Annotated in this window: 12 protein-coding genes and 1 pseudogene; 5 read left to right on the forward strand and 8 right to left on the reverse strand. The window is 67.8% G+C overall.

Translation table 11 applies throughout. The features are described from left to right. Together ACLP9N_RS33520 and yajC are read right to left on the reverse strand one after the other, a co-directional pair. Positions 1 to 281, reverse strand: a pseudogene (locus ACLP9N_RS33520) (protein translocase subunit SecD); the annotation flags it as partial. Positions 282 to 375: 94 nt separating this feature from the next. Then, positions 376 to 744 (reverse strand): preprotein translocase subunit YajC, encoded by a 369-nt coding sequence (gene yajC, locus ACLP9N_RS33525; RefSeq protein ID WP_442411430.1) that lies wholly within the window; start codon positions 742 to 744, stop codon positions 376 to 378. A gap of 211 nt (positions 745 to 955) precedes the next feature. On the opposite strand from yajC, the gene gabT reads away from it, so the two are divergent. Together gabT and car are read left to right on the forward strand one after the other, a co-directional pair. Further along, the gene (gene gabT, locus ACLP9N_RS33530; protein ID WP_442411431.1) at positions 956 to 2305 is read left to right on the forward strand and encodes a 4-aminobutyrate--2-oxoglutarate transaminase; all 1350 of its coding nucleotides are present in this window, start codon (positions 956 to 958) and stop codon (positions 2303 to 2305) included. 140 nt (positions 2306 to 2445) lie between these two features. Further along, positions 2446 to 6000, forward strand: coding sequence for a carboxylic acid reductase (gene car, locus ACLP9N_RS33535; protein ID WP_442411432.1), 3555 nt, complete (start codon positions 2446 to 2448; stop codon positions 5998 to 6000). Positions 6001 to 6078: 78 nt separating this feature from the next. Here the strand turns inward: car and ACLP9N_RS33540 are convergent, their stop codons facing one another. From ACLP9N_RS33540 to ruvC, 6 genes are all read right to left on the reverse strand, one after another. After that, positions 6079 to 6801, reverse strand: a complete 723-nt coding sequence (locus tag ACLP9N_RS33540) for a hypothetical protein (protein ID WP_442411433.1) — start codon at positions 6799 to 6801, stop codon at positions 6079 to 6081. 141 nt (positions 6802 to 6942) lie between these two features. Next, positions 6943 to 7329: a DUF1304 domain-containing protein gene (locus ACLP9N_RS33545; protein ID WP_442411434.1), complete on the reverse strand. Its 387-nt coding sequence runs from the start codon at positions 7327 to 7329 to the stop codon at positions 6943 to 6945. A gap of 187 nt (positions 7330 to 7516) precedes the next feature. Further along, positions 7517 to 8188, reverse strand: coding sequence for a hypothetical protein (locus ACLP9N_RS33550; protein ID WP_442411435.1), 672 nt, complete (start codon positions 8186 to 8188; stop codon positions 7517 to 7519). An 81-nt stretch (positions 8189 to 8269) separates the two neighbouring features. Then, positions 8270 to 9319 carry a Holliday junction branch migration DNA helicase RuvB gene (ruvB, locus tag ACLP9N_RS33555; RefSeq protein ID WP_442411436.1) on the reverse strand — a complete coding sequence of 350 codons (1050 nt, stop codon included), beginning with the start codon at positions 9317 to 9319 and terminating at the stop codon, positions 8270 to 8272. Continuing rightward, positions 9316 to 9909 (reverse strand): Holliday junction branch migration protein RuvA, encoded by a 594-nt coding sequence (gene ruvA / locus ACLP9N_RS33560; protein ID WP_442411437.1) that lies wholly within the window; start codon positions 9907 to 9909, stop codon positions 9316 to 9318. The genes ruvB and ruvA overlap by 4 nt, the downstream gene beginning before the upstream one ends. Then, on the reverse strand, positions 9906 to 10460 hold the full coding sequence (ruvC, locus tag ACLP9N_RS33565; protein WP_442411438.1) for a crossover junction endodeoxyribonuclease RuvC: 555 nt from the start codon (positions 10458 to 10460) through the stop codon (positions 9906 to 9908). The genes ruvA and ruvC overlap by 4 nt, the downstream gene beginning before the upstream one ends. A gap of 174 nt (positions 10461 to 10634) precedes the next feature. Here ruvC and ACLP9N_RS33570 point away from each other — a divergent pair, with 174 nt between their 5' ends. Genes ACLP9N_RS33570 through ACLP9N_RS33580 form a run of 3 tightly spaced genes read left to right on the forward strand, consistent with a single transcriptional unit; the run spans position 10635 to position 12208 of the window. Beyond that, the gene (locus tag ACLP9N_RS33570) at positions 10635 to 11258 is read left to right on the forward strand and encodes a DUF4178 domain-containing protein (protein WP_442411439.1); all 624 of its coding nucleotides are present in this window, start codon (positions 10635 to 10637) and stop codon (positions 11256 to 11258) included. A 9-nt stretch (positions 11259 to 11267) separates the two neighbouring features. After that, positions 11268 to 11780: a DUF2617 family protein gene (locus ACLP9N_RS33575; protein ID WP_442411440.1), complete on the forward strand. Its 513-nt coding sequence runs from the start codon at positions 11268 to 11270 to the stop codon at positions 11778 to 11780. After that, the gene (locus ACLP9N_RS33580) at positions 11777 to 12208 is read left to right on the forward strand and encodes a DUF4247 domain-containing protein (protein WP_442411441.1); all 432 of its coding nucleotides are present in this window, start codon (positions 11777 to 11779) and stop codon (positions 12206 to 12208) included. Before ACLP9N_RS33575 ends, ACLP9N_RS33580 begins: the two co-directional genes overlap by 4 nt. The last annotated feature ends 13 nt before the right edge of the window (positions 12209 to 12221 follow it).

The raw sequence follows: 12221 nt of genomic DNA on the forward strand, positions 1-12221 counted from the left end.
TTGTCGCCGTCGACGACGACCTCCGAACCGGAGACGCCCAGCCCGTTGACGCGCGCGCTGATGATCTGCTGGGCCTGTGCCAACGAGTCGCGGCTGGGCCGTGAGCCGTCCGGCGTGCGGGCGGTCAGGGTGACGCGGGTGCCACCCTGCAGGTCGATGCCGAGCTTAGGGTGCGCTTGCTTGTCCCCGGTGAGAAACACCAGCAGATAGACGCCGATGACCAGGACCAGGAACACCGACAGGTAGCGGGCAGGACGCACCGGCGCCGAAGACGATGCCACGTTCCTTGTATCTCCTTGAGAATCGGTTTTCCCCGACAGAGCCTACGTGTCGCGGTTGCGTGCGCCTCGCACGCGCGGCCCAGCGGGTTCCCGGTCAGAAATCTTTGGTAGCGCGACTCTCGTGGTCGGCGTCATCCAGGTCGGATTCCAGGTCCGAGTCGTCCAGCTCGTCATCCTGGTCTTCGGCCATATCCTCGTCGAAGTCCGGCACGATCTTGTCGCGGATCGCCAGCTTCATCCACGTCGTCACCACGCCGGGCGCGATCTCGAGGTCGACGGTGTCGTCGGTGATCGCGGTAATGGTGGCCTGCAGCCCCGAGGTGGTGTGCACCCGGTCGCCCGGCCGCAGCGAGTCGTGCAGGTCGATCGTGGCTTGCATCGCGCGCCGCTGCTTGCGCGACGCGAAGTACATGAACCCGCCCATGATGAGCAGGAACGGCAAGAACAAGACCAAGCTATTCATCGGACGCGCCCGCCTTTCCTATCGGTATTTGCACTGGCGGCGCGCGACCGACCCTGGTAGTGGTCGCGCACCTCGTAACGTCCAGTCTGGCAGGCCGCGGGCCGTGACAGACCGGCACCGTGCGCATCACCCGCTCAGCCCGGCCCGGACGCGCCATAACGGTTAGGCTTTAACCGCGATGCGACCGGCGCGCCGCGGTGAGGAGGATGCAGTGGCCAGCCTCGAGCAGAGTCGGCAGCTGGTCACCGAAATCCCCGGTCCCGCATCACTGGAACTGAACAAGCGCCGGGTCGCGGCGGTGTCGCGGGGCGTGGGGGTGACCCTGCCGGTGTACGTGGCCCGAGCCGGCGGCGGCATCATCGAGGATGTCGACGGGAACCGGCTCATCGACCTGGGTTCGGGCATCGCCGTCACCACGATCGGCAACTCGTCGCCCCGCGTGGTGGACGCGGTGCGCACCCAGGTGGCCGAGTTCACCCACACGTGTTTCATGGTGACGCCGTATGAGGGGTACGTCGCCGTCGCCGAGGAGCTCAATCGGATCACCCCGGGCTCCGGCGAGAAGCGCTCGGTGTTGTTCAACTCCGGCGCCGAGGCCGTCGAGAACGCCGTCAAGGTCGCCCGCTCCTATACGCGCAAGACCGCCGTCGTGGCGTTCGACCACGCCTACCACGGCCGCACCAACCTGGCGATGGCGCTCACCGCCAAGTCCATGCCCTACAAGAGCGGCTTCGGCCCGTTCGCACCCGAGATCTACCGGGCGCCGCTGTCCTACCCCTATCGGGACGGGCTGCTCGACAAGGAGCTGGGCGCCGACGGCGAACTGGCCGCCGCGCGGACCATCGGCTTCATCGACAATCAGGTGGGGGCGGACAACCTCGCTGCCGTCATCATCGAGCCGATCTCCGGCGAAGGCGGTTTCATCGTCCCGGCCGAGGGATTCCTGCCCGCCCTGCTGGACTGGTGCCGCAAGAACGACGTGGTGTTCATCGCCGACGAGGTGCAAAGCGGGTTCGCCCGCACCGGAGCGATGTTCGCCTGTGAGCACGAGGGCCCCGAAGGTCTAGAGCCCGACCTGCTCTGCAGTGCCAAGGGGATCGCCGACGGATTGCCGCTGTCGGCGGTCACCGGACGGGCCGAGATCATGGACGCCCCGCAGGTCAGCGGCCTGGGTGGCACGTTCGGCGGCAACCCGGTCGCGTGTGCGGCGGCGCTGGCCACCATCGAGACCATCGAGCGCGACGGCCTGATCGAACGGGCCAAGCAGATCGAACGAGTCGTCGTCGAGCGGCTGTCACGGTTGCAGGCCGGCGACGATCGGATCGGCGACGTGCGTGGCCGCGGCGCCATGATCGCCATCGAGCTGGTGAAATCCGGAACCGCCGACCCCGACCCCGAGCTGACGCTGAAATTGGCCACGGCGGCACACGCAGCCGGCGTCGTCATCCTGACGTGCGGCATGTTCGGCAACATCATCCGGCTGCTGCCTCCGCTGACCATCAGCGACGAGCTGCTGAGCGAGGGCCTCGACGTGCTGGCCGGGCTCTTGGGCGAGCTTTAGGCCAACCCGCCGGGTGGGCGATCTCACAGACATGCTGGCGGTGAACTCGTTGAGGAATACCTTTAGCTTCGCTAACGTCCTAGTTGGCAGCGCAGCGTGGCGCAAGCAATCAGAACTTCTCAGTAATGCAAGGAACTGTTATGTCGACTACTACTCGTGAAGAGCGGCTCGACCGCCGCATCGAGGACTTGACCGCTAACGACCCACAGTTCGCCGCAGCCAAGCCCGACCAGGCGGTCGCCGCCGCCCTCGAACAGCCTGGCCTGCGACTGCCGCAGATCGTTCAGACCGTGCTGGAAGGTTACGCAGACCGTCCCGCCCTCGGGCAGCGCGCCGTCGAGTTCTTCAAGGACCCCAAGACCGGCCGCACCGTGCTGGGGCTGCTCCCCCGCTTCGACACCATCACCTACCGCGAACTGGGCGAACGTGTCGACGCCCTGGCACGTGCCCTGACCCACGACGCAGTGCAGGCCGGCGACCGGGTCGGCGCGCTGGGCTTCAACAGCGTCGACTTCACCACCATCGACGTCGCACTCGGAGTGATCGGCGCCGTGGCGGTCCCGCTGCAAACCAGCGCAGCGATCGCGCAGCTGAAGCCGATCGTGACCGAGACCGAGCCCACCGTGTTTGCCACGAGCGTGAACCAGCTGCCCGACGCCGTCGAGCTGATCCTGAGCAGCGGGCAGGTAGGCGCCAAGCTCCTGAAACTCATAGTGTTCGACTACCACTCCGAGGTCGACGACGAGCGCGAGGCCGTCGAAAACGCCCGCGCGCGGCTGGCCGACGCCGCGGTGACGGTCGAGCCCCTGGCTGACCTGCTAGAGCGGGGCAAGACGCTGCCTGCGACACCCGCGACCTACGACAGCGCCGACAACCCGCTGGCTCTGTTGATCTACACCTCGGGCAGCACCGGCGCACCCAAGGGTGCGATGTACCCGCAGGCCAACGTCGGCAAGATGTGGCGCCGGTCGAGCCGCAACTGGTTCGGCGAAACCGCCGCGTCGATCACCCTCAACTTCATGCCGATGAGCCACGTGATGGGACGCGGCATCCTCTACGGCACGCTCGGCAACGGCGGCACGGCGTACTTCGCCGCCCGCAGTGACCTCTCGACTCTGCTGGAGGATCTCGAGCTGGTGCGGCCTACCGAGCTGAACTTCGTGCCGCGCATCTGGGAGACCCTCTACGGCGAATACCTGCGCCAAGTCGACCAGCGGCTGGCGACGCCGTCTGACCCGGGCGACCCGGCCGCCCGCGAGGCTGTCGAGAACGAGGTCATGAACGAGCAGCGGCAGTACCAGCTCGGCGGACGGTTCATCTTCGCGATGACGGGCTCGGCGCCCACCTCCCCCGAGCTGAAGAACTGGGTCGAGAACCTGCTCGACATGCACCTGCTGGACGGCTACGGCTCCACCGAAGCCGGCATGGTCCTGTTCGACGGCGAGGTGCAACGTCCGCCGGTCGTCGACTACAAGCTGGCCGACGTTCCGGACCTGGGCTACTTCGCCACGGACCGTCCGTATCCGCGGGGCGAATTGCTGCTCAAGACAGAGAACATGTTCCCCGGTTACTACAAGCGCCCGGAGATCACCGCTGACGTGTTCGACGCCGACGGGTACTACCGGACCGGAGACGTCGTCGCCGAGATCGCTCCCAACAAGGTGGTGTACGTCGACCGCCGCAACAACGTGCTGAAGCTGGCGCAAGGCGAGTTCGTCACCGTCGCCAAGCTGGAGGCGGCGTTCGGCAACAGCCCACTGGTCCGGCAGATCTACATCTACGGCAACAGCGCACACCCCTACCTGTTGGCGGTCGTGGTGCCCACCGAAGAGGCGCTGGCGCGTTTCGATGCTGACGGGGTTGGCGCACTCAAGCCGGCGATCGCCGATTCGCTGCAGGACATCGCCAAAGAGGCCGGACTGCAGTCCTACGAGGTGCCGCGCGACTTCATCGTCGAGACAACGCCTTTCACGCTCGAGAACGGTCTGCTCACCGGCATCCGCAAGCTGGCATGGTCGAAGCTCAAGCAGCACTACGGCGAGCGGCTGGAACAGCTCTACGACGATCTGGCACAAGGCCAGGCAAATGAACTGCACGCGCTTCGTCAAAGCGGAGCCGGCGCGCCGGTGCTGCAGACGGTGAGCCGGGCCGCGGCCGCCCTGCTGGGCGCGGGGGCCACCGACCTGTCACCCGACGCGCACTTCACCGACTTGGGCGGAGACTCGTTGTCCGCGTTGACATTCGGCAACCTGCTGCACGAGATCTTCGACATCGATGTGCCGGTGGGCGTCATCACGAGCCCGGCCAACGACCTGGCTGCCATCGCCGATTACATCGAGAGCGAGCGGCAGGGCACCAAGCGGCCCTCGTACGCCTCGGTGCACGGCCGTGACGTGATGGAGGTGCACGCGAGTGACCTCACGCTGGACAAGTTCATCGACGCGGCGACGCTGGCCGCGGCCCCCGGCCTACCGGGGCCGGCCCGCGAGGTGAGGACCGTCCTACTGACCGGTGCGACCGGCTTCCTCGGCCGCTACCTGGCGCTGGACTGGCTGGAGCGGATGAACCTGGTCGACGGCAAGGTGATCGCCCTAGTGCGCGCCAAGTCCGATGAGGACGCGCGGGCCCGGCTCGACAAGACCTTTGACAGTGGTGACCCTAAGCTGCTGGCGCACTACCGGGAGCTGGCCGCCGAGCACCTGGAGGTGCTGGCCGGCGACAAGGGCGAGGCCGACCTCGGCCTGGACGCGCAGACCTGGCAGCGGCTGGCCGACACGGTCGACCTGATCGTGGACCCGGCCGCTCTGGTGAACCACGTGCTGCCGTACAGCGAGCTGTTCGGCCCCAACGCGCTGGGCACCGCGGAGCTGATACGAATCGCGTTGACCGGGAAGCAAAAGCCGTACACCTACGTGTCGACGATCGGGGTGGGCGACCAGATCCAGCCGGGCAAGTTCACCGAGGATGCCGACATCCGGCAGATCAGCGCAACCCGCCAGATCAACGACAGCTACGCCAACGGCTACGGCAACAGCAAGTGGGCCGGCGAGGTGCTGCTGCGCGAGGCCCACAACCTGTGTGGCCTGCCGGTCGCGGTGTTCCGCTGCGACATGATCCTGGCCGCCACCACGTACGCGGGTCAGCTCAACGTCCCGGACATGTTCACCCGGATGATGCTGAGCCTGGTGGCCACCGGCATCGCGCCCGGTTCGTTCTACGAGCTGGACGCCGACGGCAACCGGCAACGTGCCCACTACGACGGTCTGCCGGTGGAGTTCATCGCCGAGGCCATCGATACTTTGGGTGCGCAAAGCGCCGGCGGGTTCCACACCTACCACGTGATGAACCCGTACGACGACGGCATCGGAATGGACGAGTTCGTCGACTGGCTGATCTCCCCAACTAACGGGGCTGGCAACGCAATCCAGCGGATCGCCGACTACGGCGACTGGCTGCCACGGTTCGAGACCGCCCTGCGTGGCCTGCCCGAAAAGCAGCGCAACAGCTCACTGTTGCCGTTGTTGCACAACTATCAGAAGCCCGACAAGCCGATCCACGGCTCGATGGCACCGACCGACCGGTTCCATGCGGCGGTCCAGGACGCGAAAGTTGGCCCGGACAAAGACATTCCGCACATCACGCCGCAGATCATCGCCAAGTACGTCAGCGATCTGCGACTGCTCGGACTGCTCTGACACGTTGCAAAGCCGATCGCCAGCCTGGTTCAGGCTGGCGATCGGCTTTTCGCGGACTCGTTATTGCTGAGGATGTGGTCAGCGCAGATAGGCGTTGGACGGCCCGCCCGACGCATCCGCGCTTTGCCGGCGGAAACCCCTGCGCCACCGCGACTGCGCCGGCGGCGCCTCCTGCGACGGCGTGAAATGTTCCACTCGCGGCCTGGTGACAGCGGTCTCGGGCGACGACTCGTCCACCGCTGACACGTATGGCCCGTTGGCCGGCAGCGGTCGCGCCGGCACCGGGGCCGGTTCGCGGGGCTCGTCGGCCTCCAGCGGCTCGACGTCACGGGCCAGCCGGACGGCAAGCCGCGCCAAGGCGATCCCGCCCAGGAAGACGATCAGGGCACCCAGGCCGGAGAAATACGTGACCTCGAGCAGGGCCCGCTTGCGTTCGGTGGTCGCAACCGGGTCGCCGACGGTCCCGATCCGCAGCATCGGGGCGAACTGCCCGCCCACGACGAACCATGCCCCGCCGAGAACGGCCAGCCAGCCGCCGAACATCGCAACGGCGCGATTTCCGGAGAAGATCAGCAGCAGGCCGCCCACCACGATGGTGACTCCCGGGAACACCTCGAGCCAACCCCGGGCCGTGGTCCACGCCCAATCGCGGTCGGGCGTATAGGCGAAATTGAAGTGGGGACCGACGAACGGGATCAGTGCCCCCCAACCACCCAGGATGACCAGGAGCAATCCGCTGACCGCGCCACGGGAACGTGGCATGCGCAGCCCGACTGCGCGGTCCTTTTGCGAGTGTTTCATGACATCTCCTTGGTAAATGCCGGCTCGCACCATGGAGGCCGGCTACGCACGGGTACCCGGACGGTTCGGCCCGTAACCCGCGCGGCGGGCCCGAGCCCAAAGTGTGATGGGTGTGGCTGGTAGGACGGTCGTTAACTGGTGTTACGACAACAGGCCTAAAGCCAGCAGCACGACCGCTATCGCGGGAAAGGTGCCCTGGATCAACGCGGACCGTGCCTTGTCAGGTGCCGACAAAAGCAGCACGGCCGCGGCCGCGGCCATTGAGCCGACGCCGGCGAAAATGAGCGCGGCTCCAACGGCTTTGTGTCCCATGCCAACCCCGGCGATGCCGATGCCCGCGACGATCGCCAGGAACAGGTTGTAGAAGCCCTGATTGAACGCGAGCAGCTTGGTGGTCTCGGCTTCCTCGGGAGTAGTACCGAACGTCTTGCGGGTGCGCGGAGACGTCCAGGTGAACGACTCCATCGTGAAGATGTAGACGTGCAGCAACGCAGCCAGCGCAGCGAATATCAACGCGGCGGCGATCATCGCGTCCTCCTATTCAAACAGCCAGGCCGTCCCTGGGTACGAAGCGCAGAACAGCGATAAGAACCTTACCGACCTGCGGCCGCACGGACTGCTTTGACGCGCAAAGCACCGGTAGCCAACCCCTCTCGTTGAGCTGCCGGTGCCTTGTGCGGTGTCTGGCCCTAAACGCCGGCCCTAAACTCCGGCCCTAAACTCCGGCATGGTGTCGGCGGAACAAGCCGCCGCCGGTGTGCCGGCGGAAAAAGCCGCCGGTGCGCTCGCGCGGCTCAGTGTGGGCCGCTGCGAAGCGGCCCGCCGGAGCGACCGGCACTGTCTCGTCGTACGGGGCCGGTCCCCCAGCCATCGGCGCTGGTTCGGCCACAGCGACGTCTCGCGCATGTCGAACCGCCACCCGTGCCAGGGCGGCGCCGCCCAGGAACACAATCAGCGCACCCAGACCGGTGAAGTACGTGACTTCGAGCAGGGCCCGTTTCAGGTCCGCCTGTGCCCCAGTCGCCAGCGGTTGACCGATGTTCCCGATTTTCAATGTCGCGGCGAATGTCCGGCCGACCACGAACCAGGCGCCGGCGAAGACGGCCAGCCAGCCGCCGAACATGGCGCTGGCGCGGTTTCCGGCGGCGAGTAGCAGCAGGCCGCCCACCGCGGCAGCGACGCCGGGGAGCACCTCCAGCCACCCTTTGGCCGTCGTCCACGTCCATGCCGGGTCGACCGTGTACGCCCAATTGAATATGGGCCCGATGAACGGGATCAACGCGCCCCAAGCACCCAACAGGATCAGGATCAGCCCGGTCACCGCGCCGCGGGTGCGTGGCATGTACAGCGCGCGACGGCGTTCATAGTCGGGATGAGTGCGCCTCATCAGAACCTCCTCGAACAGGTAATAACTGGTTGGGTACCCGTGTCGAGGCGACGTAACCGCGCGATGCTCGGGCTTGCGGCTCTAGTCGAACAGCCCCGCCTGCCCCTGGCCGGTGACCCCGGCCGGCGGAGTTATGCCCAGGTGGGTCCACGCCTGCGCGGTGGCTACCCGCCCTCGCGGAGTACGCGCGACCATACCCGCGCGGACCAGGAACGGCTCGCACACCTCCTCCACGGTGGCGGCCTCCTCCCCGACCGCCACGGCCAGCGTCGAAACCCCGACGGGGCCGCCGCCGAAGCTGCGGGTCAGCGCCGACAGCACCGCGCGGTCCAGCCGGTCCAGGCCGAGTTCGTCCACCTCGTACACCGCCAGCGCGCTCTTGGCGACGTCGCGGGTGATGACGCCGTCGGCGCGCACCTCGGCGAAGTCACGGACCCGGCGCAGTAGCCGGTTGGCGATCCGCGGTGTCCCCCGCGAGCGGAGCGCGATCTCGGCGCCGGCCTCGCCGCCCAGTTCGATGCCCAGGATCCCGGCGGAGCGGGCCAGCACCAGCTCCAGTTCGTCGGGTTCGTAGAAATCCATGTGTGCGGTGAAGCCGAATCGGTCGCGCAGTGGGCCAGTCAGCGCGCCAGACCGGGTGGTCGCGCCGACCAGCGTGAAGGGCGCGACATCGAGCGGAATCGATGTCGCCCCAGGGCCTTTCCCGACGACCACGTCGACGCGGAAGTCCTCCATCGCCAGGTAAAGCATCTCTTCGGCCGGCCGGGCGATGCGGTGGATCTCGTCGATGAACAGCACGTCGTGCTCGACCAGGTTGGACAGCATCGCCGCCAGGTCGCCCGCGCGTTCCAGCGCGGGCCCGGAGGTGACGCGCAGCGAGGACCCCAACTCGGCGGCGATGATCATGGCCAGCGACGTCTTGCCCAGGCCCGGCGGGCCGGACAGCAGGATGTGATCCGGCGTGCTGCCGCGGTTCTTGGCCCCCTCGATGACCAGCTGCAGCTGTTCGCGCACCCTCGGCTGACCGATGAACTCCCGCAACGAGCGGGGCCGCAGGCTGACGTCGACGTCGCCCTCACCGACGGTCAGCGCGCCGGAGACCTCCCGTTCCGGATAGTCCTCTTCGATCATCGGGCCTTCCCCAGCAACGACAGGGCGCCGCGCAACACGTCGGACCTCGTCGCGTCGTGCTCGCCGGCGAGGACCTTGGCGGTGGCCTCCTCGGCCTGCTTGGCCGCAAAGCCAAGGCCGACAAGGGCTTCCACGACGGGGCTGCGCACCGCGTTGCCGTTCACCGCTGGCGCACCAGCAACCGCGCCGACCAATCCCACCTTGTCGCGCAACTCCACCACCATGCGCTCGGCGCCGCGTTTGCCGATGCCGGGCACCCGGGTCAGCGCGGCGACGTCGCTGTCGGCCAGCGCCTGCCGCAGCGCCGCGGCATCGTGCACGGCCAGCGTCGCCATCGCGAGCCGGGGCCCGACGCCCGAGACCGACAGCAGCGTCAGGAACAGGTCGCGGGTGTCGGCGTCGGCGAACCCGTACAGCGTCATCGAATCCTCACGCACGATCATCGCGGTGACCAGCCGGGACTCGGTCCCCTGCCGCAACGTCGCCAGCGTCGACGGCGTCGCGTTCACCCGGTAGCCGATCCCGGCGGCCTCGATCACCACGTGGTCGAGCGCCACCTCGAGGACCTCGCCGCGGACCGAGGAGATCATCGGGCGGCCTTCAGCTTGGCCAGGTAGTCGCGACGGTGCTGCGCGGCCTGCGCTTCGGCCGCCGCCATCCGGGCGATCATCGGGGCTCTCCAGCAGTGACAGATCGCCAGCGCCAGCGCGTCGGCCGCGTCGGCCGGCGTCGGTTTGGCTTGCAGCGCAAGGATTCTGGTGACCATCGCGGTGACCTGTGCCTTGTCGGCGGCACCGTTACCGGTGACCGCGGCCTTGACCTCGGTGGGGGTATGGAAGTGCACGTCGATCCCGCGTCTGGCCGCCGCCAGCGCGATCACACCGGCGGCTTGTGCGGTACCCATCACCGTCGTCACGTTCAGCCGGGAGAACACCCGCTCGATCGCCAGGACGTCCGGACGATGGGTGTCCAGCCAGTGCTCGACGGCATCGCTGATGGCGAGCAGGCGCTTGGCCACCGCCGCATCCGGCGGCGTGCGCACCACGTCGACATCCAGCGCGACGACCTGCCGCCCGCTCCTGCCTTCGACGACCGACAGCCCGCACCGGGTCAACCCGGGATCGACGCCCATCACGCGCACCGCACGCTCCCCACTAGTACCGAACAGCTGTTCGATAGCGTAGTCCGCGAGACCGACACCGGCGGGTAGGACACGCGGAAGGCTTCGCGCCCTACGAAGCCCAACGACAAGCTGTTAACTTGAAGCGCACGTTGCGCACGTGTGCTTCAGGCGCCGTCGGTACGGAGGCTTTACGTGGGAACACTGCTGATAGCGCTGGCCGCGGTGCTGTTCGTCGCCTCGATCGTCGTCCTGGTGCTGGCGTTGCGGCGCCCCAAAGCACCGGCCCGGCCGGGCGGGCGTCAGGACCCGCTGTCCTTCAGCGCCCCCAGCGCCCAAGGGGAATTCGGGCCGCGGCAGCTCGGCCCCGGTGCCATCGTCAGCTACGGCGGGGTGGACTACGTGGTCCGCGGGTCGGTCACCTACCGCGAAGGCCCGTTCGTGTGGTGGGAGCATCTGCTGGAAGGCGGCGACCAGCCGCTCTGGTTCAGCGTCGAAGAGGACGACGGGCGGCTCAAGCTGGCGATGTGGGTCACCCGCAAGGACCTTGTTGCGTTGCAGCCCGGCGGCGACCACACGGTCGACGGTGTGACGTTCCGCGAGTCCGAACACGGTCGCGTGGGATACACCACCGAAGGCACGACGGGCCTGCCGCCCGGCGGCGAGATGGACTTCGTCGACTACGCCAATAGCGACGAGACCGCGCTGCTGTCGTTCGAGCGCTGGGCGCCGGGCATGCCGTGGGAGATATCGACGGGCAAGTCCGTGCTAACCGGCGAACTCACCGTCTACCCCGCACCCCCACCCGGCTCGCCGTAGGACCAGTAGGTGCCGCTTCATCAGCTCGCCGTGGCTCCGGCCGACGTGGACGGGAAAAGGCTCGGACTCGCACTCAACGCGCCCGCGCCACCGCCGCTGGCGAGCTGTCGGCTGGACCACCCCGACGGCCGCGCGCTAATGCTCGGAGTCCTGGGCGCCTCCCATGTCGTCGTCGTCGAGGGTTGCTTTTGCGAGCAGGTGTCCTGCACCGCCCGCGGCGATGGTGTTAATGGCGGCGGCCTGCCCGAGCGCGCTGACGTGCCCGGCTACCACCTCGAATCCCGCACCGAGACGCACGACGAGACGAGGTTCCGCCGGCTCGCGGGCCAACTGCGCGACGACTGCGCGACGAAAGCCGGCTGGCTCGGCGGGGTTTTCCCCGGCGATGACGCCGCACTGACCGCGCTCGCCGCCGAACCCGACGGCCCCGGATGGCGTTGGCAGACATGGCATCTGTATCCGGGGCACCCGGCCGGTTCGGGCGGGACGGTGGTCCACACGACGAGCCGGTGGCGCCCATGAGCCGCAACCGCCTGTTCCTGATCGCCGGCGGGTTGGCGCTGGCGGCCACGGCGTCTCTGATTTTCGGAATCGTGTTGCTGAACAAGGACATAACGTCGTACATCGCGAGCCACTATCAGGAGTACGCACGCGATGCGAACGGCACGCGCTACGCCTGCACCGGCCCACCCGACGACGTCGCCGACGCGCTCGCCGACTATCAGGCGCCCGAGGCGCGCGCCGACAACGACAAAACTGAATATTTGCGCTACAGCAACAACATCGTGATCGTCGGCCCCGACGGCAGCCGTCCGTGCAGCATCCGCCTCGAGAGCCTGAGCGCGGGATACAGCCACGGCGCGTTCATCTTCCTCGGCCCGGGGTTCACCCCCGGATCGCCGGCGGGTGGCGCCGGCGGTAGGCCGGGCGGCCCCGGCGGAGTCAAATGACTTCAAATAGCAA

It is taken from the genome of Mycobacterium sp. (assembly GCF_052144515.1).
Classification (GTDB): Bacteria; Actinomycetota; Actinomycetes; order Mycobacteriales; family Mycobacteriaceae; genus Mycobacterium.